18 protein-coding genes are annotated in these 22,310 nt (G+C 64.3%); 9 read left to right on the forward strand and 9 right to left on the reverse strand.

The window, feature by feature from the left end:
- The first annotated feature begins 96 nt into the window (after window positions 1-96).
- Entirely contained in the window at window positions 97-525 is a 429-nt protein-coding gene (locus BJ997_RS08415) for an RDD family protein (protein ID WP_035838816.1), read from the forward strand.
- Between the two features lie 69 nt (window positions 526-594).
- On the opposite strand, the gene BJ997_RS08420 is transcribed toward BJ997_RS08415, so the two are convergent.
- From BJ997_RS08420 to lipB, 3 genes are read right to left on the reverse strand one after another with little or no spacing between them, the layout of a single operon-like run.
- Window positions 595-1,302: a DUF4191 domain-containing protein gene (locus BJ997_RS08420; RefSeq protein ID WP_035838815.1), complete on the reverse strand. Its 708-nt coding sequence runs from the start codon at window positions 1,300-1,302 to the stop codon at window positions 595-597.
- Window positions 1,303-1,349: 47 nt separating this feature from the next.
- Window positions 1,350-2,339, reverse strand: coding sequence for a lipoyl synthase (lipA, locus tag BJ997_RS08425; protein WP_035838813.1), 990 nt, complete (start codon window positions 2,337-2,339; stop codon window positions 1,350-1,352).
- Window positions 2,336-3,016, reverse strand: a complete 681-nt coding sequence (gene lipB, locus BJ997_RS08430; RefSeq protein WP_035838811.1) for a lipoyl(octanoyl) transferase LipB — start codon at window positions 3,014-3,016, stop codon at window positions 2,336-2,338. The genes lipA and lipB overlap by 4 nt, the downstream gene beginning before the upstream one ends.
- 159 nt (window positions 3,017-3,175) lie before the next feature.
- On the opposite strand from lipB, the gene BJ997_RS08435 reads away from it, so the two are divergent.
- A complete protein-coding gene (locus BJ997_RS08435) occupies window positions 3,176-4,837 on the forward strand; it encodes a protein kinase domain-containing protein (protein ID WP_035838809.1) in 1,662 nt (553 codons plus the stop codon).
- 25 nt (window positions 4,838-4,862) lie between these two features.
- Here BJ997_RS08435 and sucB read toward each other — a convergent pair whose 3' ends face one another.
- The 3 genes from sucB to BJ997_RS08450 all read right to left on the reverse strand — a co-directional run bounded on the left by sucB (window position 4,863) and on the right by BJ997_RS08450 (window position 9,261).
- Window positions 4,863-6,242 (reverse strand): 2-oxoglutarate dehydrogenase, E2 component, dihydrolipoamide succinyltransferase, encoded by a 1,380-nt coding sequence (gene sucB / locus BJ997_RS08440; RefSeq protein ID WP_183323357.1) that lies wholly within the window; start codon window positions 6,240-6,242, stop codon window positions 4,863-4,865.
- A 74-nt stretch (window positions 6,243-6,316) separates the two neighbouring features.
- On the reverse strand, window positions 6,317-7,690 hold the full coding sequence (lpdA, locus tag BJ997_RS08445; protein WP_035840932.1) for a dihydrolipoyl dehydrogenase: 1,374 nt from the start codon (window positions 7,688-7,690) through the stop codon (window positions 6,317-6,319).
- 98 nt (window positions 7,691-7,788) lie between these two features.
- Complete coding sequence (locus BJ997_RS08450) at window positions 7,789-9,261, reverse strand: leucyl aminopeptidase (RefSeq protein WP_183323359.1); 1,473 nt, start codon at window positions 9,259-9,261, stop codon at window positions 7,789-7,791.
- A gap of 97 nt (window positions 9,262-9,358) precedes the next feature.
- Between BJ997_RS08450 and BJ997_RS08455 the strand changes: the two genes are divergently transcribed.
- From BJ997_RS08455 to BJ997_RS08475, 5 genes are all read left to right on the forward strand, one after another.
- Window positions 9,359-10,282, forward strand: a complete 924-nt coding sequence (locus BJ997_RS08455) for a proteasome assembly chaperone family protein (RefSeq protein ID WP_035840266.1) — start codon at window positions 9,359-9,361, stop codon at window positions 10,280-10,282.
- A gap of 57 nt (window positions 10,283-10,339) precedes the next feature.
- Entirely contained in the window at window positions 10,340-11,674 is a 1,335-nt protein-coding gene (locus BJ997_RS08460; RefSeq protein ID WP_183323361.1) for an MFS transporter, read from the forward strand.
- A 191-nt stretch (window positions 11,675-11,865) separates the two neighbouring features.
- Entirely contained in the window at window positions 11,866-13,182 is a 1,317-nt protein-coding gene (locus tag BJ997_RS08465) for an RNA polymerase sigma factor (RefSeq protein ID WP_035840263.1), read from the forward strand.
- A 9-nt stretch (window positions 13,183-13,191) separates the two neighbouring features.
- On the forward strand, window positions 13,192-14,472 hold the full coding sequence (locus tag BJ997_RS08470; protein WP_052542754.1) for a MurT ligase domain-containing protein: 1,281 nt from the start codon (window positions 13,192-13,194) through the stop codon (window positions 14,470-14,472).
- A gap of 2 nt (window positions 14,473-14,474) precedes the next feature.
- Window positions 14,475-15,200 (forward strand): type 1 glutamine amidotransferase, encoded by a 726-nt coding sequence (locus BJ997_RS08475; protein ID WP_183323363.1) that lies wholly within the window; start codon window positions 14,475-14,477, stop codon window positions 15,198-15,200.
- A 101-nt stretch (window positions 15,201-15,301) separates the two neighbouring features.
- Here the strand turns inward: BJ997_RS08475 and BJ997_RS08480 are convergent, their stop codons facing one another.
- Entirely contained in the window at window positions 15,302-15,538 is a 237-nt protein-coding gene (locus BJ997_RS08480; RefSeq protein WP_183323365.1) for a DUF7455 domain-containing protein, read from the reverse strand.
- A gap of 164 nt (window positions 15,539-15,702) precedes the next feature.
- Here BJ997_RS08480 and BJ997_RS08485 point away from each other — a divergent pair, with 164 nt between their 5' ends.
- The gene (locus BJ997_RS08485) at window positions 15,703-17,781 is read left to right on the forward strand and encodes a DNA gyrase/topoisomerase IV subunit B (RefSeq protein WP_183323367.1); all 2,079 of its coding nucleotides are present in this window, start codon (window positions 15,703-15,705) and stop codon (window positions 17,779-17,781) included.
- Between the two features lie 12 nt (window positions 17,782-17,793).
- Here BJ997_RS08485 and BJ997_RS08490 read toward each other — a convergent pair whose 3' ends face one another.
- Entirely contained in the window at window positions 17,794-18,510 is a 717-nt protein-coding gene (locus tag BJ997_RS08490) for an SDR family NAD(P)-dependent oxidoreductase (RefSeq protein ID WP_035837115.1), read from the reverse strand.
- Between the two features lie 29 nt (window positions 18,511-18,539).
- The gene (locus tag BJ997_RS08495; protein ID WP_035837114.1) at window positions 18,540-21,029 is read right to left on the reverse strand and encodes a DNA gyrase/topoisomerase IV subunit A; all 2,490 of its coding nucleotides are present in this window, start codon (window positions 21,027-21,029) and stop codon (window positions 18,540-18,542) included.
- 121 nt (window positions 21,030-21,150) lie between these two features.
- Between BJ997_RS08495 and BJ997_RS08500 the strand changes: the two genes are divergently transcribed.
- On the forward strand, window positions 21,151-22,296 hold the full coding sequence (locus BJ997_RS08500) for an alkaline phosphatase family protein (protein ID WP_035837113.1): 1,146 nt from the start codon (window positions 21,151-21,153) through the stop codon (window positions 22,294-22,296).
- The last annotated feature ends 14 nt before the right edge of the window (window positions 22,297-22,310 follow it).

Below are 22,310 nucleotides of genomic sequence, written 5' to 3' on the forward strand. Positions count from 1 at the left end.
CTGCGGCTCCCTTGAGATTAGTGTGGCGGCATTACCCGACCGTGACGCTTATGTTTCACACATGTTACAGGCGGGGTCACTCGATAGACTCATCGAGTGCCCGACTCAGCCTCCAGATCCAGCCCCTCCGGACCACCCGCGCCGAGCGAATGGCCCGGTGAGCGCCTGGGTCTGCCGCGTTCGGGACCCGGCTCCGTGGCCAGGCCCGGACGAAGAATCGCCGGGGTTGCTATCGACTGGGCTCTCGCCGTCGTGGTCTCCGTCTTTTTCTTTCAGTACAACGCCTTGGCAACGACGGTGATCTTCGTGGTGCTGCAGCTCGTGTTCATCCCTACCCTGGGCGGGAGCATCGGGCACCGGTTCGTTGGCCTCCGGGTCGTCCCGCTCTTCGGCGGCTGGATCGGCCCCTGGCGCGGCATCGTACGGTCGGTGTTGTTGGGTGTCGTGCTTCCCGCCCTGGTCTGGGATTCGGACCAGCGCGGCTTCCACGACAAGTTCGCCGGTACCGTGCTCATCCGATCCTGACCGCTTCACATCATCCGGATACACAAAACGGGCACCCGCTGTGCGGGTGCCCGTTTTTGTGATCTGTGCTTAGCCGCGCTGCGGCCGAGCCTTCATGGGATCGACGCCTTTGGGGATGGGCAATTTAGTCGTCATGGAGGACAGACGGTTGTTGACGGCCAAAACCTCGGCCTTGGTGAGAGTGGGCTTGATGCGGGTCAGACGACGCGCCAGCTTGTGCAGGGGCACCGCGTCGGTGTCCGGTCCAACGGAAATGACCGTGACGGTGACGTTTCCGCCGACCTTCGCGACACGTCGTCGTTCGTCATCGACCATGCGTGCCGTCCGGGTCTTGGGACCCTCGCTGATGAGCACGACGCCGCCACGCCCCACGGCACGGTACACCGCGTCCTGGGTCTTGCCATTCACGGCCACCGGCATTTCACTCCCTACCCAGCCGCGCTTGAGCGAGCTGCGCAGCACGGCCCCGACGGCACCCGGCTGTCCTTCGATCTGGGAATAGGCGGCTTTCTCGGCCCGTCGACCCAGCACGATGAGCATGACGAGGATTCCCGCCAGCACCCCGGACACGGCCCACAAGATGATTGTGAGCACACTTCCCGGAGAGAGGAGCAGCCCGAGGGCCACACTGATGAGAACCGGGACCAGAAAACCGAGAATCAGGATCCAGACGATGTTGGAGTCGTAACGCCTCGTCATCTGGAAGACCTGCCACATTTGCTTCATGCGACCGGGCTTCTTCGGTTTTTTGGGGGACTTGTCCTTGCTGCGTGCCATGAACCTAAGACTACCCAGTCGCCTGAATGCTTCGTGACCGAATTTGGTTACGAAACCGCCTGCGCGAACCCGAGCGAGGCATCCGCGAGGCTACGCAATTCTTCGGGCACCTCTCGGCCCGTCGCCTGCATCGATTGAGCCCACAGTCGCCCCGCCCGGTAGGACGAACGCACGAGCGGTCCGGACAGCACCCCGATGAAGCCGATGGCCTCTGCCTCTTCCTTGAGTTCGACGAACTCCTCCGGACGAACCCAGCGTGCGACGGGCAGGTGACGTGCGCTCGGCCGCAGGTACTGCGTGATTGTGATGATGTCGGTTCCGGCGTCGTGGAGATCCTGCAGGGCCTGGCTCACTTCGGCGCGATCCTCGCCCATACCCAGAATCAGGTTGGACTTCGTGATCATGCCTGCGGTCCGGCCCTGGGTGAGAACGTCAAGGGAACGGTCGTAGCGAAATGCCGGACGAATGCGCTTGAAAATGCGGGGGACAGTTTCAACGTTGTGCGCGAAGACCTCCGGCTGGGCACCGAATACCTGGGCGAGATGGTCCGGATTTCCCGAGAAGTCGGGAACCAGAATTTCGACACCCGTTCCGGGGCTTTGCTGGTGGATCTGGCGAATGGTCTCTGCGTACAGCCACGCCCCCTCGTCGGGGAGATCATCCCTGGCCACGCCCGTCACCGTGGCGTAACGGAGGTTCATGGACACGACGGACTCACCGACACGACGCGGCTCGTCGGTGTCGTAGTCCGCGGGCTTACCGGTGTCGATCTGGCAGAAATCACAGCGTCGGGTGCACTGCGAGCCTCCGATCAGGAACGTTGCTTCACGGTCCTCCCAGCATTCGAAGATGTTCGGGCAGCCGGCTTCCTGGCAGACCGTGTGCAGCCCTTCGCTCTTGACGAGGTTCTGGAGTTTTCGGTACTCAGGGCCCATTTTGGCCACTGTCTTGATCCACTCGGGCTTGCGCTCGATGGGGGTTTCGGCGTTTCGAATCTCGAGCCGCAGGAGCTTGCGGCCTTCGGGGACGGCGCTCATGCTGACACCTTCGCTGTTGTGGAGGGAACGGAATTGGGAAGCCCCGAAAATTGCAGGCCGGATTGGAGGAAGTGTGCGGTCACGGATGCGATGACGTCGATCGGTTCGACGGTTCGCCCGAGCGCCCGCGACATTGTCGTGACCCCGGCGTCCCTGATGCCGCACGCGATGATGCGTGTGTAGGGTTCCAGGGAATTGCTGCAATTGAGAGCGAACCCATGCATCGTGACACCATTGGCGACACGGATGCCGATGGCGGCGATCTTCTCCTCGTTCCCGGCCCGCCCGACCCACACCCCGGAGCGCCCGGGCACGCGCACGCCGGCGATCTCGAAATCAGCCAGAACACCGATCAGGATCTCTTCAAGCTGACGCACATAGCCGACGACGTCGATCGGCTCGGCGAGTCGAAGGATGGGATACCCGACAAGCTGACCGGGACCGTGCCAGGTGATTTTGCCCCCACGGTCCACGTCAATCACTGGAGTGTCATCCAGCGGACGTTCCTCGGGCAGGGTTCGTTTGCCCGCCGTATACACAGCGGGGTGCTCGAGGAGCAGAACGGTGTCCGCTTTCTCCCCTAAGACGACGGATTGGTGGACTGCGCGTTGGAGCTCAAGGCCCTCAACATACGGCACGGAGTTGGCGCTTAGCCCCGCGACGACAAAGTCGAGCATGGGGGAAGTCTACGCCGTGAAGCCCCCGCGTCTCGCGGGGCACACTCCACCACCGGCTGCTTCGGGGTACGCAAGTGCACAGACGCACCTCAACACCCAAGCCTGGGCCAGGAATGCGCCACTCTGGTGTCAGTCGCCACCCAGCCCAGGAGGAAGCCCATGAAGCGAGCGCACGCGCCGGTCGACACATCGGCGCCACAGGAAGAATCCGATCCGGTCTGGGCCACCTTCCCGTCCGGGCAGGGCGATCGAATCGCGGGGGAGACCCTGCTGGCCGGCTACAGGGTGGTTCGACGCCTCGCCTCCACGTCGCGGGCCGACGTCTATCTGGGGCATTCGTCGCATGCCGGCGACGCCCCCGTGGCGCTCAAGATCTTCCGGCCCGACGCCGACCCCGAATCGATCGAGCGAGAGGTCAGAACACTGTGCGATTCCCGCCCGGGGCGATTCGTGCACCTGATCGATGTGGCCACGCTTCCCGATGCCCGAGTGTGTCTCGTGCTGGAGCGTCTAAACCCGCAATCCCTGGGTCGCCTTCTTCAAGATCGAAAGACCCTTGCGCCGGGCGAAGTTGTCTCGATCCTGGCACCGATCGTGACGACGTTGTCGTATCTGCACGAACACGGCCTGGCGCACGGGGCCCTCGACTCCGGCAATGTTTTGCTGCACCCGTCAGGGCGTCCAGTTGTGGCGGGCCTCGGGTCCCTGCACGAGCTCCCGGCCTCCCCGTCCGCGAAGATAAGTCTTCTTCGTGAGGACTATGACCGCCTCGCTGCGCTGCTAGACGACGTGCTGGGCCACCTAGACAGCGCGTGCGACGCGGCCGCCACTCAGGGTGCCACGCGGCTCATGGCTGACTTCAGGTCCGCCGCCCGGTGCAGCCCGTTCCGCCCAGCCCTGGGCGAACTGGAACGCAGCCTCTTCGAGTGGAACGTCGCCGCGCCACTCAAGATCAACCTCACCGGGCCGGCTGTGACACACGTGCAGCCAGCCGCCCTTCCCCGTGGTGCAGAGCCCGTTGCGGTCGACCGACGAGGCCGTCACAGCCTGCCCACAGCCCAGGCTATGCGAACACCCGACGTCTCACCGGTGAACGGCTGGACCTGGGACGACCTCGAGGGGACTCGACGGGGCGGTGAACCTCGGTCGGCCGGGCCGAACGTCGTCGAGGCCGCGCAGGGGCTGCCGCGGCGTCTGATCGCACGTCTGCTGCGTACGGTGCGGCCGACCGGCAGAGGAGCACGAGCGGGGGTGTTGGAACTGGCTAAGAGACAGGCCCTGGTTGCTCTAAGCACGCGTCTCGTGCAGAGTCTGAGGGCGCGGCGACGACCCCTGTCAATCGCCGCTCTGATTGCGGCGTCCGCTCTGGTGGGCGCACTGACCCTTCTCCCGCCCGGTGGGCAAGCGAGTCGCGGACAGATCGCCGCCCCGGCAGCACCCTTGCCGGAGGGCGTGGACCTGCCCGACCCCGCCGCGCCGCTCGCGATCGCAGACGATCCCGTGCGTGCCGTCCCTGGCTTGCTTACACAGCGGTCAGCGTGCCTGGAGGCCGCTTCTGTTGTCTGTCTGGACACAGTCGACCAGTCTGGATCGGCGGCCATGACGGCCGACAGCTACGACGCGCGTCAAGCGCAACAGGGGGCCGCTGTCGGCCCGATCCCGTCGTACGAGTCGTGGGTTGCGACTCTGGTGGAGCGAACGGGAAACATGGCTCTTGTCTCGCTGACACCGCCAGAGTCCATGGACCAACACAAACCGGCCTCGGTCCTTGTGGTCAAGGGCGAGGCCGGTTGGCGAGTGCGTGAAATCTTTACCTATTGAACGGGCAAGTTTCTGTCGTGCTGGGTCAGATTCCGAGGTTACCCTCGAAATCGCCGGCCTCGAGACGGGACTTCATGGTCGTCAGGAAGAGCGCCGCGTTGGCACCATCGATGATTCGGTGGTCATACGACAGGGCCAGGTACACACTCGAGCGAATGGCGATCGAGTCGAGGCCGTCGCTGGTGACAACCAGGGGTTTCTTGTACACGATCCCGGTACCGAGAATGGCACTCTGCGGCAGGAAGACAACGGGCGTGTCGAAAAGAGCGCCGCGCGACCCCGTGTTGGTCAGCGTGAACGTTCCTCCGGACAGCTCATCGGGCTTGAGCTTGTTGTCCCGCGTGCGTGCCGCGAGATCCGCGATCTGGTCGGCGAACCCGGCCAGGTCGAGGTCACCGGCGTTGCGTACGACCGGTGTCAGCAGACCACGTTCGGTGTCAACAGCGATGCTCATGTTTTCCTGGGCGGGGTAGACGATCGTGTCGCCCTCGATCGTCGCGTTGACGATCGGAACGGCCTGAAGAGCCTCGGCCGCGGCGAGGGCGAAGAACGGCAGGAACGACAGCTTGTTGCCGGTCTTCGCGTGGAACGCAGCCTTGACGCGGTCTCGGAGCATCGCCACGCGTGTGACGTCCACCTCGATGACTGTCGTGAGTTGGGCGGACGACTGCATCGAGATGACGGCACGTTCCGCAATGACCTTGCGCAGGCGCGACATCGGCTGAGTGGTTCCGCGCAGAGGCGACACCTCGACGGCGGGGGAGGCGCTGGGCGTCGTGGCTGCGGTCGAGGCCGCTTCAATGTCCTGCTTGCGGATGCGTCCGCCCACTCCCGTGCCACTGATCGTGGAGAGATCCACACCGGCCTCGTTCGCGAGCTTGCGCACGATCGGCGTCACGTAGCCGCTCGTACCCGCGTGCGATCCGCGGGCCGCAGGGACTGCGGCCGCAGGGACTGCGGCCGCAGGGACTGCGGCCGGCGCGGCCGCAGCGACCACGGCAGGCGCAACGGCCGCGGGTGCGGCAACCGCCGCAACCACGGGAGCCGCCACGAGCTCGGGTTCGGCGACGGGCTCGGGATCGGCGACGGGTGCCGCAACGGGAGCCGCAGCCGGCTCGGGAGCCGCCACGGGCTCCGGCGCGACCTCGGCTGCGGGAGCGGCAGCTGAGCCGTCCCCGATGGTGACGAGGGGGGTCCCGACCTCAACCGTTTCGTCTTCCTGAACCAGGATCGCTTCAATTACACCGGCAATGGGCGACGGGATCTCCGTGTCCACTTTGTCGGTCGACACCTCGAGCAGTGGCTCGTCGACCTCCACGCGGTCGCCCACGTTCTTGAGCCAGCGGGTGACCGTTCCCTCTGTAACACTCTCACCGAGTGCCGGGAGGCTGACGGATTCGCTCATGCGCATGTCTCCTTCAAAACCATTTGTTTTTTCATTGATTGCTTACTATCTGACTGTGGAGCCGGGGGAACCGGCTACATGGCGTGCAGGGGCTTGCCGGCGAGGGCCAGGAAGGCCTCACCGAGCGCCTCGTTCTGGGTGGGGTGGGCGTGGATCAGCGGAGCGATGTCCTCCGGGTACGCTTCCCAGTTGACGATGAGCTGGCCTTCGCCGATGAGTTCGCCGACGCGTGCGCCGATCATGTGCACTCCGACGACGGGGCCGTCCTTCACGCGCACGAGCTTGACGGATCCGCTCGTGCCGAGGATGGAGCTCTTTCCATTGCCGCCGAGGCTGTACTCGTAGGTCGCGATCTCGTCCTTGCCGAACTTCTCCGCAGCCTTGGCCTCCGAGTAGCCCACGGAAGCGATCTCCGGGTCGCAGTACGTGACCTTGGGAATATTGATGTCTTCGACGATGATCGGGTTCAGTCCCGCGATCTCCTCCGCCACGAAGATTCCATGCTGGAATCCGCGATGGGCGAGCTGGAGGCCGGGCACGATGTCTCCCACGGCATACACGCCGGGAATATTCGTGGCGAGCCGCTCATCGGTGATGACGAACCCGCGATCGACGGTCACGCCGACTTCCTCAAAGCCGAGGCCGGCGGTGGCCGCGCCGCGGCCGACGGCGACGAGAAGGAGGTCAGCCTCAATCGTGGTGCCATTCTCCAATGTCACGACGACGCCGCTCTCGTTCTGCGCGACGCTCTGGAAGCGCACGCCGAGCGAGTACTCGATGCCGCGCTTGCGGAAGGCCCTCTCCAGCTGCTTGGAGATGGATTCTTCCTCCATCGGCGCGAGGTGGGGCAGCGCCTCGATGATGGTGACGTCTGCCCCGAAGGACTTCCAGACGCTCGCGAATTCTACGCCGATCACACCGCCGCCGAGCACGGCGACCTTCTTCGGAACGTAATCGAGCGCCAAGGCCTGCTCGCTCGTTATCACGCGGCCGCCGATTTCCAGGCCCGGCAGCGAACGGGAGTATGAGCCCGTGGCCAGGATGATGTTCTTGCCCACGACGGTGTCGTCGCCCACCTGGACGGTGGTCGGGGAAATCAAGCGTCCCTCGCCGGAAATAACGGTGATTCCACGCGCCTTGATGAGGCCCTGCAGACCCTTGTACTTGCTCGAGACGATTCCCTCGCGGAAAGCCGTTACAGCCTGGATGTCTATCCCGTCAAACGTGGACTTCACGCCGTACTTGGCGCCTTCACGACTGACGTCGGCCACCTCGGCCGAGTGCAGGAGCGCCTTCGTGGGGATGCATCCCACGTGCAGGCAGGTTCCCCCGAGCTTGTCCTTCTCGATGAGACCTACGGTGAATCCCAGCTGCGAGGCACGCAGCGCTGCTGCATATCCACCGCTTCCGCCACCGAGAATGACAATGTCAAAGTTTTGTTCCGACACTCAACTACTCCCTCGCGCAGTACGCACTGCCGCTACTTTCCGGTGCGTGTGCTCCGGACAGGCAACAACGGCAAGCTTTTCTTGCCCCTCCGACTGTACTACGAGCGCGAAAAGTCCTCCGCCAGTCGGATGAGGGCCCGAACCGAGACGCCGGTCGGACCGGCGCCCGTGAAACCCCACGCGCCACCGGAGTTCTGAGCCGGGCCCGCGATGTCCAGGTGCGCCCAGGGAATGTTCGGTGCCACGAATTCCCTCAGAAACACACCGGCGAGGAGCATTCCGCCGGCCGTGCTGCCGATTTTCGCATTTGCGATATCTGCCACGTCGGAGTTCAAGGTGGCGCGCAATTCGTCGGGGAAGGGCATCTGCCAGGCATCTTCGGCCACTGTCGAGCTGGCCGTGATGACGCTTCGAACCAAGGCGTCGTCACCCATAGCGCCGAAATAGCGGTTTCCGAGGGCCACGACAGAGGCTCCCGTGAGTGTTGCGACGTCGATTATGGCGTCGGGGTTCTCTTCACCCGCAGCAACAAGTCCATCTGCCAGAACGAGGCGGCCCTCTGCGTCAGTATTCAACACCTCGACCGTGCGCCCGCCTCGCATGCGCAGCACATCGTTCGGCCGAATTGCCGACCCTGATGGCATGTTCTCCGCGATGCACATCCAGGCAGTGATTCGCACCGGCAGGGCCAGGCGCGCGGCGGCGATCGTGACCGCCAGCACGGTGGCGGCACCCGTCATGTCGTATTTCATGCCGACCATGGAAGCCGGCGGTTTGAGGGAAAGCCCGCCGGTATCAAAGGTGATTCCCTTTCCGACCAGGGCGAGGTGCTTGGCGGCCCCCTCCGGCGAATAGCTCAGCTTCACGAGACGGGGTGGGCGGGTTGAGCCCTGTCCAACTCCCGCGATGCCACCGAATCCCTCAGCGACCAGTTGTGCTTCATCCCAGACCGTGACGTCGATGGGAAGGTCGGCGGCAGCCTCCGCCGCGTGGCCTGCGAGGGACTCGGGGTAGAGATCGAGCGGCGGCATGTTCACGAGATCCTTCACGAGCCGGACAGCCTCTGCGCTGGCTTCAGCACGGGCCACGGCGGCAGGAGCCGCCACCGCAGTGTGAACCGACACTGCCTGAGCGGGGACCTTGGTGTCCTCCCGTGAACTGTGACGATACTGCGTGTAGCAATAGCCGCCGAGGGCGGCTCCTTCTAGAACGGCCTCCACCTCTGCCTCCGTCGTCACCGGCACAGCGAAGGCAACCGTGCGAAGACCCGTCAGTTGGCGAACCGCAGATCCGGCCGCGTACCGGAGGGAGTTGGTCGAGGTCTCCCGTCCCAGTCCAATCACAGCGATGCTGCGAACGGTGGGGTTGGAACCCAGCGGGGCGGCGATGCGCACAAGCTCGTCCCTGGCTCCAGTCATTCCGAGAGCCGAAAGCTGCCCCGCGACGAAATGCAGGGCCGGGTCGGCGAGCAGGGTGGGGCCGTCGGCCGACTGCACTGCGGCCACGACGATAACGTCCGCATCTGACTCGAAGACGGGCTGGTTGGACAAGAAAAGCTGGGGGACTGTCATAAGCCGATGGTACGCGCAGCCCGGGTGTTCGCTCTCGGCATCACGCTTCTGCGCTGGATACAAGCCCGGCAGGCGCGCCTCGGATTAGAGTTAATGCATGCGGGATCCCCTAGAACTTTACGAGCTGACCGCGGACGCTGACGGCGTACCCGAAGGGTTGAACTTGGTTGCCGGCCTGACCGGATTCGCGGACGCCGGGGGAGCGGTCTCTCAATTCACCGAATATCTTCTGGGCACTCTCGAGCACACTGTGATCGCCGAATTCGATGCCGACGCGCTGCTGGACTACCGTGCCCGTCGGCCGATCATCTACTTTGACAAAGACCATCTCACCGACTACCAGCCACCGCGCCTGCGGCTCTATCTGGCCCGCGATGAAATCGGTCAGCCGTTTCTGCTGTTGGCCGGTTTTGAACCCGATTTTCGCTGGGAGCAGTTCACCGCAGCGGTCTTGCAACTCGTGCGCCGCTTTACCATCGCGTCGACCACCTGGGTGCACGCCATTCCCATGCCGGTACCGCACACACGCCGAATCGGCGTCACGGTGAGCGGCAATCGATCCGACCTCATAGGGAGTATGTCGGTCTGGCGTCCGCACACTCAGGTCGCCGCCAATGTGCTTCACCTCATTGAATACCGCCTGCAGGAGACGGGAGCATCTACGGTCGGTTATGTTTTGCTGATTCCGCACTACCTCTCTGACACTGAGTTCCCGTCGGCAGCCCTCGCCGCATTGGAAAGTACGAGTGCCGCCACTGGCCTGATATTTCCGACCGACCGGCTTCGCGAGTCGAATCGCGAGTTTGTGGCCCGCATCGACGAGCAGGTACGCGACAATCCTGAACTGGCGAAGTTGGTCGGCACTCTTGAGCAGCGATATGACGCCTACATGGAGGGAAGCCCGCTGCGTTCTCCACTGACGGACGAAGACGGCGAGCTGCCGTCCGCCGATGAAATTGCGGCGGAACTCGAGAACTTCCTGGCGATCCGACGCACGAAGGACGATGGCTCCCTGAGTTGAGTCCTCTCAGTCCACGCTGATTTTAGTCGGGAAGAGGACCGCGGGTACATTGGGGGAGTGAACTCCCGTCGCTCGTGGTTAGTCTTCTACATCGGGTCGTTCGCGTACCTGTCTGCGGTATTGCAGCGCACATCACTGGGCATCGCCGGCGTCTCCGCCACGGAACGCTTCGGCGGCTCCGCCGCGGTGCTCTCGAGCTTGGCGGTGGTGCAGCTCATCGTCTATGCGGCCGCTCAGATTCCAGTCGGTGTCATGGTGGACCGCTTCGGTCCCCGCACCCTGATGTTGGGCGGAACTGCCCTCATGGTTGTAGGCCAGCTCACCCTCGCCTTTTCTCCGACCATCGCCGTCGCCATCGTCGGCCGTATCCTCGTCGGTGCCGGGGACGCCGCAATCTTCATCTCGATGATCAGGTTGATCAGTTCCTGGTTCTCCGGTCGCATCGTCCCTCTGCTCTCACAGTGGATGGGGAACATTGGCCAGCTGGGCCAGGTTCTGTCCGCCATTCCCCTCGCTTGGCTGCTGCACATCGGTGGATGGACGCAGGCGTTCGTCGCGGCCGCATCCGTCGCCGTCATCGCCCTGATCGTGTTGCTGATCTTCGTGCGCGATCGTCCCCCCGACGCCCATGAACTGCCACGATCGCAGAGTTGGGGGGACGCTCTCACGCAGCTGCGCATCAGCTTCAGACGGCCGGGCACCCAACTGGGCTTCTGGTCGCACTATGTGACGCAGTCCTCGGGGACCGTTTTCACTCTCCTCTGGGGATTCCCGTTCATGGTGTACGGACTCGGATACGAGCCCGCGCGAGCGGCGGGAATGCTGACGATTCTGGTCGGCGCCGGCCTGGTTTTCGGGCCGGTCCTGGGGATCCTCACGGCACGGCATCCCCTGCGTCGCAGCAACATCGTGCTCGGCATCGTGACGGCCATCGGCATCGCATGGTCGGTCGTGCTGCTCTGGCCCGGCACCCCGCCGGTCGCCGTGATCGTCGGGTTGCTGATCGTGCTGGGCATCGGTGGGCCCGGATCTCTCATCGGGTTCGACTTCGCGCGCACATTCAACCCGCAACGAAGCCTGGGATCGGCTAATGGAGTGGTAAACGTCGGTGGGTTCACCGCGAGCTTCACCATCATGTTCCTGATGGGTCTCGTCCTCGACATGCTGAACAATCTGCGAGTGGCCGGCGGCGCCGCGAGTGACCTGTACTCCCTAGACTCCTTCAAGCTCGCCTTCGCCGTGCAGTACGTCATCATCGGAATCGGTGTTGTCTTCCTCCTGCGCGCCCGCTCGAAAACACGCTCGCAGCTCTCCCGGGATGAAGGAATAGAAGTAGCACCCGTCTGGGTTGCACTCTCTAGAGCATGGAAAAGACGTAACGGGAGAGCGTAGTCGACCACCTGGCTTGCCGTCCAGACAAAACGTGCAATAATTAACAACAGGACCCGTTCTGGTCTTGGGAGTTCCGGCACACAGCTGGCACGGTTATCCCGGGACTTGACATGGGTCCTAGTACTGCCCGAAATCCCCGGAAATGTGGGGAGGCTGGCATGTGCGCATAACTCGGCATGAGAGGTGTTCGAATGGCAACCCCCGTAAAGACTGAGGTGCCCGAAGAGGCTGCGACCGCAGCTGCCGCGGCAGCACCGGCCGCTAAGGCCCCGGCCGCCAAGACAACAGCCGCACGGGCCACCGCGGCGAAGACGACAGCCGCTGCCAAAACGGCCGCGGCTAAGGCTGCTGCCGCCAAGCTGGCCGCCTCTGGTCCCGCCGCCGACAAGCCCGCCCCGCGTAAGCGTGCCGCCACCAAGAAGGCTGCGGCAAAAGACGAAGACACGTCCGACGAGGCCCCACTCGAGGACGACGACGCCGATGATGACTCGAAGCGCAGCGCTCCGACGGAGCCGTTGCCCAAGGGTGCGCTCGTGCTGTCGCTCGTCGACGACGAAGATGAAGTTCCGGTCTATTCCAGCGCGATCACCGGCGCAACCGCAGACCCTGTCAAGGACTATCTGAAGCAAATTGGCAAGGTCGCCCTGCTGAACGCGGCCGAAGAAGTCGAACTTGCGATGCGTATCGAGGCGGGCCTGTTCGCCGAGGACAAGCTGTCGGAGATGTCTGATGCCGAGAAGAAGACGGCCCTCGGCCGTGAACTCCAGTGGGTAGCCAAGGATGGCGCCCGTGCGAAGAGCCACCTCCTCGGAGCCAACCTTCGCCTGGTGGTTTCCCTCGCCAAGCGTTACACCGGCCGCGGGATGCAGTTCCTGGACCTGATTCAGGAAGGAAACCTGGGCCTCATCCGCGCCGTCGAGAAGTTCGACTACACGAAGGGCTTCAAGTTCTCGACGTACGCCACCTGGTGGATTCGACAGGCGATCACCCGCGCCATGGCCGACCAGGCTCGCACGATTCGCATCCCCGTGCACATGGTTGAGGTCATCAACAAGTTGGCACGCGTTCAGCGCCAGATGTTGCAGGACCTCGGCCGCGAGCCCACTCCTGAGGAGTTGAGCCGGGAGCTGGACATGACGCCGGAGAAGGTCGTGGAAGTCCAGAAGTACGGCCGTGAACCGATCTCGCTGCACACCCCGCTCGGTGAAGACGGCGACAGCGAATTCGGCGACCTCATCGAAGACACCGAGGCCGTCGTACCCGCCGATGCCGTGGGATTCACCATGTTGCAGAAGCAGCTCGAAAGCCTGCTCGATTCCCTCTCGGAACGCGAAGCCGGCGTCATTCGCATGCGCTTCGGCCTGGGAGACGGCATGCCGAAGACTCTCGACCAGATCGGGGACACCTTCGGCGTCACCCGTGAGCGGATCCGCCAGATCGAGTCCAAGACAATGGCCAAGCTGCGTCACCCGTCCCGGTCGCAGTCCCTACGCGACTACCTCGAGTAGGAGCGCCGGGTGCAGTATGCCCCGGCAATCCTGATCGGTAGGGTTGTCCGGGTGCTGGCGCGCTGGCGCAAGCCGGGTGGAGGTTCGGCGATTCCGGGTGTCGTGGTGAACAAGATCGCGCCCGGATTCCTGGCGTCGACGCTGAACGGGTTTCCGCGCGGCCTGGTGATCGTCACAGGTTCCAGCGGCAAGTCAACGACGACGAAAATGCTGGTCGCTGTTCTCCGTGCGCACGGATTGACCGTCTTCACCAACTCATCCACGGCGAATATCAGCCAGGGCCTCACCTCGGCCTTGCTGGAGCGCGTGAGCATAACCGGACGGATGTCGGACTCCATCGCTGTTTTGGAGATGGATGAGGGACACGGTGCACGCATTGCCGGCGACCTGTCACCGCGCGTCGTCGCGCTGACGAACGTGATGGTCGACCAGATCGACCGTTTTCATGATTCCGAAATGGTGGCCGCACTCCTGGCCAGGATTGCCGCCCGCGCCACCGAGACTGTCGTAATCAACGCCGACGACCAGTTCCTCATGGAGCTGGCCGGGGCTCTGACGGCTGCAGTGGCGCCGTACGGGGTGAATGCCGCCGTGCTCGCCGCCAACCCGCGCGGCCTCGGATACTCCCGCACCGCCCCTGAACGGCTGAAGGCCGTCGAAGGGGTGCTCGTGACGCGCGTCGATGGCCGACAAGCAGATGTCTGCTTCCCACCCTCCGCGAAGTCCGACCAGGTTTCACCTTCGATGACCGTGGCGCTCCCCGCGAGGGGAACGCATTACGCCGTTGACGCAGCCACCGCGCTGGCCACGGCTCGGGCGGCGCTCGGTGAGGAATTCGACCCGGCGGTGGCCGTCGCCGCGGTTTCGACGATCCCGGCTGTCTTCGGGCGCGGGGAGACTGTGACGGTACGCGGACAGCAGATTGAGTTCGTGCTGGTACAGAACCCGGCCAGTTTTCAGCTGAACGTTGACGCGCTCGAGCCGCAGACGGAACAGATTCTCGTCGTGATCGGTTCCGATGTGCGTGATCCGTCGTACTTCTGGCCCGTGGACACGTCGAGCCTGAAGAGGGTTGTCATCGCATCCGGGTCAAAGGCCCACGATATTGCGCTCCAGCTGGCCTACGACGACGTTGTCGTCGATCGGATCGTGCCGGATGTTGGCCTGGCTCTCGACGATTTCCTGGCCTTGCCGGCTCCCCAGCACGGTCTCAAGACCATCATTTTTTCGGCTGACGGCATGCGCCGCACACGCGCGCACCTCGGCCTGGCCACGAACAGCGAGGAGTAGGCATGCGCCCGCTCACAATCATCTCGATTCTTCCCGATCTCCTCAATACCAATGGCGATGCGGCCAACGCCAGGGTGCTCGCCCAGCGAGCGCGCTGGAGCGGCCAGGAGGCGAACGTCGTCGAGGTACGCACCCGGGCGGATCTTCCGGCAGACGTCGACTCGGTCGTGATCGGTTCCGGGTCCGACTCGCAACTGGTCGCGGCCCGCGATGTCCTGCTGACGATGGCGGAGGACCTCCGAGCCTGGACGACCGCGGGCGTTCCGATCCTCGCGGTGGGCACGGGGTGGGAGTTGCTCAGCTGGGGCATCGAATTGTCCGGGGGAGTGGTCGTCGAGGGACTTGGCCTCGTCGCCGGACGTGCCGTGCCGCGGGAGTCCCGCGCAATTGATGACCTTGTCGTCACGTCGAAGTACGGTCGCCTGGTGGGCTTCGAGAATCACGCCCGCGACTACGTTGGTGCCGAGGGTTCACCCCTCGGACGCGTCGTGGCGGGAACCGGAAACGGACACGGCACGGAGGGCGTCGTGATGGGGGACGTGATAGCCACTCACCTGCACGGGCCCGTGCTCGCCCGTAACCCCGGGCTCGCGGATCATCTGCTCCGTGCCGCGTTCGCGCGCCACGCCGTCGAGTACACGCCAGGCGCCCCCACCCGGCCGGTGGATGAGCTGGCGCGCGCGGCACGGAATCAGGTGGCGGTCCGCCTGTCCCTCGCGATCGACTGACGAGCGCCAGTACACGAAACCGGGCACCGCGTCTCTGACGCGGTGCCCGGTTTCGTGTACTCAGAGAGAACAATTACACAGAGTGTGTGTTCACAGAGTAATTAGGACCGCTGATCCTCGAGGAGTCGGCTCGACTCGTCGTGCCAGCTCTCGGCGATTGCCGACAACTTCTCCTGGTGCTTGCGGCCGTGGTGAGCACAGAACAGCAATTCGCTGTTGTTGACGACTACCCGAATGTAAGCCTGTGCGCCGCAGGCGTCACAGCGATCGGCTGCGGTCAGCTGGTGGGGGGCGCCCTGCGGGTCTGCTGCACCATTTTCGGTGGCGATCTTGGACATTTTTTCCTCCTCCAGACAAAAAACCTTGTTGCCTATGCACCAATGTAAACACGCCGTGCCTGTGTTATCGAGCACAATACGGGGTATTTCGCTTGCGGCGTACCGCCGGCGCGCGTGAGTGTCGATCACAGCGGCGCCTGCGCGGCCCGGTAAACTCGACAGTTGTGAGTTCTGACTATTCCGCGCGCCATCTTTCCGTCCTTGAGGGGCTGGAGGCCGTTCGCAAGCGCCCCGGCATGTACATCGGCTCAACGGATTCCCGCGGCCTCATGCACTGCCTCTGGGAAATCATCGACAACTCTGTGGACGAAGCGCTCGGAGGACACGGCAGCAGCATCAAGATCGAGCTGCATCCAGACGAAAGCGTCGAAGTTCGCGACACGGCCCGCGGTATCCCTGTCGATATCGAACCCAAGACCGGGCTGACGGGCGTCGAGGTCGTCTTCACGAAGCTACACGCGGGGGGCAAGTTCGGAAGCGGCTCCTACGCCGCCTCCGGAGGACTGCACGGCGTGGGCGCTTCCGTTGTCAACGCGCTGTCGGAACGACTTGACGTCGAGGTGGACCGTGACGGCAAGACCTGGGCCATGTCCTTCCACCGGGGCGAACCCGGTATTTTCGCCGACTCGGGGGAGAAGAGCCCCGACGCTCCCTTCACCCCCTTCGAGAACCAGAGTGAACTCCGAGTCATCGGCAAGGTGCGTCGGGGCGTGACCGGAACTCGCGTACGATACTGGGCCGATCGCCAGATCTTCACCAAGGGCGCCAGCTTCCAGACGGAGGAGGTGCTGGGACGGGCGCGCCAGACTGCCTTCCTCGTTCCGGGCCTCGCGATCGAGGTCGCCGACCGGCGCACACCAGAACCGGTGATCAGTTCCTTCCAGTTCGACGGCGGCATCTCGGAGTTCGTGGATCATCTCGCCACCGACACTCCGATCACCGACACCTGGCGCCTCACCGGCAGCGGCACGTTCAAGGAGACGGTCCCTGTTCTCTCCGACAAGGGAGCTATGGTGCCCACAGAACTCGAACGGGTCTGTCAGGTGGATATCGCCCTGCGCTGGGGAACCGGCTACGACACCGTGATTCAGAGCTTCGTGAACATCATCGCCACCCCGAAAGGCGGCACGCACCAGGCCGGATTCGATGCCGGCCTGCTGAAATTCCTTCGGGCCCAGGTCGAGCAGAACGCCCGCCGTCTGAAGGTCGGATCCGACAAGCTCGAGAAGGACGACGTGATGGCCGGCCTGACGGCTGTGCTGACGGTGCGCCTGCCCGAACCGCAATTCGAGGGACAGACCAAGGAAGTCCTCGGCACCCCGGCGGTTCGCGCTATCGTCGCGGCGGTCGTCGCGAAGACGATGAATGAGCGTTTCGTGTCGCCGAAGCGCGATGACAAGGCCCAGGCATCCGTCGTTCTGGACAAGATCGTGGCCGAGATGAAATCGCGCATTTCGGCGCGTGCACACAAGGAAACCCAGCGCCGCAAGAACGCCCTGGAAAGTTCGTCCCTTCCCGCCAAGCTCGTCGATTGCCGAAGCAATGACGTGTCAACAAGCGAGCTGTTTATCGTAGAGGGTGATTCGGCGCTCGGCACCGCGAAGCTCGCACGTGACAGCGAGCACCAGGCGTTGTTGCCCATCCGCGGCAAGATTCTCAACGTACAGAAGGCCTCGGTTTCGGACATGCTCTCCAATACGGAGTGCGCCTCGATCATCCAGGTGATCGGCGCGGGATCCGGCCGGAGCTTCGACCTCTCGGCGGCCCGCTATGGCAAGGTGATCATTATGAGCGACGCTGATGTCGATGGCGCACACATTCGAACCCTCCTCCTCACCCTGTTCTTTCGTTACATGCGTCCGATGATCACGGAGGGTCGCGTCTTCGCTGCCGTTCCGCCGCTCCACAGGGTCGTCGTAGTGAACCCGGGTAGCAAACCGAACGAAACGATCTACACCTATTCTGAGGTTGAGCTTCATAGCGTGCTGACGGCCCTCGAGAAAAAGGGCCGCCGCTACCAGGACCCGATCCAGCGCTACAAGGGCCTGGGGGAGATGGATGCCGACCAGCTCGCGACGACCACAATGGAGCGCGCGCACCGTACGTTGCGCCGCGTAAGGGTGACGGATGCGGACGCATCCGCGCGCGTCTTCGAGCTGCTGATGGGCAATGATGTGGCACCCCGTAAGGAGTTCATCATCGACAGCTCCGACAAGCTCAGCAGGGACCGCATCGACGTGTGACCGCGCGCGGGGTCAGGACGCCGCCGGCGTGAGGGAGGCGAAAGCGGTACTGGGCAGATCTTTCTCGCCGCTTTCGATCGCCTGCACGATTCGCAGGGCAACCGACGCCGGCGGGTAGCCGGCGGGCAGTCGCGGTGCCGTCCCGGCCAGGGGATGCGTAGACAGCGCAGTTTCGGTGTGCCCGGGTCTGGCGTCGATGACCCTGATCCCCGTTCTGCGCAGCTCCCGGGCCGTCGCCTGCACGAAGGCCGCCACGGCCGCCTTGGACGCCGAGTAGGCCGCCATGTGTGCGGTGGGACTCTCGCTGACCACTCCACTGAGCGTCAGCACGAAGGGCTCACGTCCGGCCGCGGCCGATTCTGCAAGCGCGGGAACCGCCTCGCGAAGGACCCGCATCGGCGCGAGAGCGTTGACCAAGAACAGCTCGGTCAAGGTCTCATCGGTCAGCTCGGAAGCCGGGCCGAAGGCAACGACACCCGCCGCGTTGATGATTCCGTCAAGCCGGCCACTCACCGCCAGGGCCTCACGCACCAGGGCCGCAACGGCGACGGGGTCCGACACATCCGCCACCACTCGCGCACCCGGCACATCGAGGGAGGCGAGCCCTGCCTCAGAGCGGCCGGAGAGGACCAGGAGCGCTCCACGCTCCGCGAGGAGTCTGGAGAGTTCGCGGCCGAGTCCGCCGGTGGCGCCGATGACGAGAATGGACGATCCTGCGATAGCTGTCATGCAGGTTACCCTAGCGCAGCGGCTGGCGCTTAGATCTCCGTTCCGATGGTGCCGATGATCGCGTCCAGCATGATTCCGGAAGCGTCACGACGCGCACCGGAATCGGGGAGCGAACGCGGAACGCCGTCAGGCGACACTGCGCGTGCCGGGCCTGGCCCGACCCAGGCCACCGAAATGGTGTCCTCGCCCTTGAGGAAGCGCTGAGACCGAACTCCACCGGTCGCGCGCCCCTTCGCAGGGTACTCGGAGAAGTCCGAGAGTTTCGCACTACCGGGGTCGGTCCCGGGCAGGGTTTGGCTTCCCACGGCAACGGTGGCAACGACGGCTATTTCGGCGTCCTCGGGAGCCAGACTCGTAAAGAACACCGCCTGGGAACCGGGGGAGAGCTTGACGCCGGCCATGCCGCTGGCGGCCCGCCCCTGCGGTCGCACTCCGGCGGCCGGGAAACGAAGCAACTGCGAGTCGGAAGCGATGAAAATCAACTCATCGGCCTCAGTGCCCTGCGCAACGCCCACGACTTCGTCCTTCGGCTTGAGAGCGATGATCTCGAAATCGGGCTTGTTGGCCCAGTCGCCGGGTGTCACACGCTTGACCACACCCTGCCGAGTGCCGAGGGCGATGGCGTTGGCCGTCTCCAAGGAGACGAGCGCAAGCACCCGCTCGTCCCTCCCCAACGCGAGATAGTCCACGACACGCACGCCCGCGGCCAGCAGGATCGAGGTGGGCGGCATCACCGGCAGGTCGACGGGGGAGAAGCGGATGAGGCGGCCCCGGTTAGTGACGGCTCCGACCTCGGTCCTGCTCGTGGTTTCGAGGGACGAGAGGATGGCATCGTGTTTGCTGCGGCGCTGCGGCGGTGTGATGCGCGGTGGCACGGAATCGTCAACCGCCACGAGATCCACTCGGGCGATGCGGCCCGTGGATGTGAGGAAGATCCGAGTGGGGATGTCCTGCACCTCCAGCACCGCGGCCTGCCTTTTCGCGGCAGCGGCGGACATTCCGGCAATGCTCGGCTTGGCCTCGGTCAAAACTGTACGCCGCGGCGTGCCGAACCTTTCCGAAACCGCGGCCAGCTCGTCCGACACGAGCGTGCGAATGGCGGCCTTGCTCGACAGCAACTTCTCCAGCATGGCAATTTCGGCGAGGAGTTGGTCGCGCTCGGCTTCCAGCTCAATTCTCGAAAAGCGGGTCAGGCGGCGAAGGCGCAGCTCCAGGATGTACTCGGCCTGTACCTGGCTCAGGTCGAAGACGTCGATGAGGCGAACCCTGGCCATCTCGGTGTCGTCGCTCGCCCGGATCACCTGGATGACCTCGTCGATGTCGACAATGGCGACGAGGAGGCCCTCCACGAGGTGGAGCCGCTCGAGCCGCCTGGCGAGCCGGTACGAGGATCGCCGCGTCACGACCTCGATGCGGTGGTTCACGTAGACCATGAGCAGCTCGCGCAACCCCAGCGTCTGTGGTGCACCATTGACGAGCGCAACGGCGTTGATGTTGAAGGAGTCCTCGAGCGGCGTGTAGCGGTAAAGCTGTTCCAGGACTGCCTCGGGGCTGAAGCCTGTCTTGATGCCGATGACGAGCCGGAGCCCCTTGGTGCGGTCGGTGAGATCGGTGACATCGGAGATACCGCTCAACTTCTTAGAGTTGACGCCGTCCTTGATCTTCTCGATCACTTTCTCCGGACCCACGAGGTAGGGCAACTCGGTCACGACAAGTCCGGTCTTGCGCGCGCTGATTGACTCGACTGACACCCGCGCCCGGGTCTTGAAACTGCCGCGGCCGGTCAGGTAGGCGTCTTTGATGCCCGTGAGTCCCACAATCGTCCCGCCGGTCGGCAGATCCGGTCCGGGTATGAACTCCATGAGGTGCTCGAGGGAGGCCTCCGGATAGCTCAGCAGGTGCCGGGCGGCGCCGACCACCTCGATCAGGTTGTGCGGAGCCATGTTGGTGGCCATGCCAACGGCGATCCCGCTCGCGCCGTTCACGAGAAGATTCGGGTAGGCGGCAGGCAACACGTCTGGCTGGGTGAGCTGGTTGTCGTAGTTGGGAACGAAATCCACGACGTCTTCGTCGAGGTTCTCGGTCATCGCCAACGCGGGCGCCGCGAGCCTGGCCTCGGTATACCGCGGCGCGGCGGGGCCGTCGTCGAGGGACCCGAAGTTGCCGTGTCCGTCGATGAGCGGCACGCGGAGCGAGAACGACTGCGCCATGCGCACGAGGGCGTCATAGATAGCCGTGTCGCCGTGGGGATGCAGCTTTCCCATCACCTCACCCACGACGCGAGCGGACTTCACATGTCCACGATCGGGACGCAAACCCATGTCGTTCATCTGGTAGAGGATGCGGCGCTGCACAGGCTTGAGCCCGTCGCGCGCATCTGGCAGGGCACGAGAATAGATGACTGAATAGGCATACTCAAGGAACGAACCCTGCATCTCAATCGAGACATCGACGTCTTCGATGCGTTCGGTGCCCGCGGTGGAAGTGGCGGCGGGTGGGGTGCTGTCTGCGCGGCTCATTCGTGAATTCTGCTTCAATCGTGGTTCAGGCGATCGGAAACTCGCCGGGATGCGCTGGTGACGGTGCACCGGCAGGGGTGCACTGGAAATTTCGGGTCGTGCCTATGTCAGACTTGGCCCAATGTCAACCATGATACCGGCCCGTCAATTCAGCAACCTGCGCCTTGCCGATGTTCTGACAAGTTCCCTCGCCGCCATCCGCGGCGAGCCGAACCCGCTCGGCCTGCCCGCCGTCGCGGCGGCAGTCGTCGTCCTCGCCGACGGACTGGGCGTGAACGCCCTCCGGGCCAGGGCCGGCCACGCCAGGTACCTGTCAGCCCGGTTGAACAAACCAGACATCATCGACGGCGTGTTCCCCGCCACGACGGCTGCGGGCATCGCAACGCTCACGACCGGGGTCGAACCCGGTCAGCACGGTCTGGTGGGATACCAGGTGCTTGACGCCGCCGGCGACCGCATCGTCAATCAGCTGACCGGATGGGACGACGGCATGCAGCCGGCGACGTGGCAGCGAGCACCGACGGTTTTCACGCAGGCGGCCGATGCCGGCGTGCCCAGCTTCGCCATCGGCCCCAAGCGTTTCGTCGACTCCGGCTTCACGCGTGCGGTCCTGCGCGGGGCGACCTACGTCGCTGCCGAGAGCATCGCCGATCGGTTCGTCGCCGCCCGCGGCATCCTCGCCGCCGAACCTTCCGCCCTGATCTATCTCTACGTCGCGGAGCTCGATGTGGCGGCGCACGCCCATGGCTGGGAATCCGGCCGCTGGCTGGCCCAGCTGGAGTCCCTGGACTCCGAAGTGGCTCGGTTCGCAGCGGACCTCACAGCGGACCAGGGACTGCTGCTGACGGCCGACCACGGAGTAATCGATGTTCCCCAGACCAAGCATGTGCTCTTCGACACAGTGGCGGCTCTGGTAACCGGCGTTCGCCACATCGGCGGCGATCCGCGGTGCCTCCAGCTGTACCTGGACCCGCGCCAGACGGAGATGACGGCTGACTCGCTCGCCGACGCCTGGCGTGCGGTCGAGGGCGATCGGGCGTGGGTTTACACCCGAGAAGAGGCAGTTGCCGCCGGCCTGTACGGACGGGTGGCGGACGACGTTCTCTCCAGAATCGGGGACGTGCTCGTGGCGGCTCGCAAGGGCGTCGCGTACTACGATTCCCGGCCGGCCAATCAGAGTTCACGTTCGATGATCGGCCAGCACGGTTCGCTCACCGACGACGAGCTTCGGGTGCCGCTGATCCGGTCGGGGGCGTTCTCGCGCTAACAGCACAAAAGCCG

Source organism: Cryobacterium roopkundense, assembly GCF_014200405.1.
GTDB lineage: Bacteria > Actinomycetota > Actinomycetes > Actinomycetales > Microbacteriaceae > Cryobacterium > Cryobacterium roopkundense.

Coding starts and splice junctions, on each gene's coding strand:
- BJ997_RS08455 (WP_035840266.1), top strand. CDS start 9,359: ATGCGGGATCCCCTAGAACTTTACGAGCTGACCGCGGACGCTGACGGC.
- BJ997_RS08465 (WP_035840263.1), top strand. CDS start 11,866: ATGGCAACCCCCGTAAAGACTGAGGTGCCCGAAGAGGCTGCGACCGCA.
- lipA (WP_035838813.1), bottom strand. CDS start 2,339: ATGAGCGCCGTCCCCGAAGGCCGCAAGCTCCTGCGGCTCGAGATTCGA.
- BJ997_RS08495 (WP_035837114.1), bottom strand. CDS start 21,029: ATGAGCCGCGCAGACAGCACCCCACCCGCCGCCACTTCCACCGCGGGC.
- BJ997_RS08490 (WP_035837115.1), bottom strand. CDS start 18,510: ATGACAGCTATCGCAGGATCGTCCATTCTCGTCATCGGCGCCACCGGC.
- BJ997_RS08480 (WP_183323365.1), bottom strand. CDS start 15,538: ATGTCCAAGATCGCCACCGAAAATGGTGCAGCAGACCCGCAGGGCGCC.
- BJ997_RS08435 (WP_035838809.1), top strand. CDS start 3,176: ATGAAGCGAGCGCACGCGCCGGTCGACACATCGGCGCCACAGGAAGAA.
- BJ997_RS08420 (WP_035838815.1), bottom strand. CDS start 1,302: ATGGCACGCAGCAAGGACAAGTCCCCCAAAAAACCGAAGAAGCCCGGT.
- BJ997_RS08475 (WP_183323363.1), top strand. CDS start 14,475: ATGCGCCCGCTCACAATCATCTCGATTCTTCCCGATCTCCTCAATACC.
- BJ997_RS08450 (WP_183323359.1), bottom strand. CDS start 9,261: ATGACAGTCCCCCAGCTTTTCTTGTCCAACCAGCCCGTCTTCGAGTCA.
- sucB (WP_183323357.1), bottom strand. CDS start 6,242: ATGAGCGAATCCGTCAGCCTCCCGGCACTCGGTGAGAGTGTTACAGAG.
- BJ997_RS08500 (WP_035837113.1), top strand. CDS start 21,151: ATGTCAACCATGATACCGGCCCGTCAATTCAGCAACCTGCGCCTTGCC.
- lipB (WP_035838811.1), bottom strand. CDS start 3,016: ATGCTCGACTTTGTCGTCGCGGGGCTAAGCGCCAACTCCGTGCCGTAT.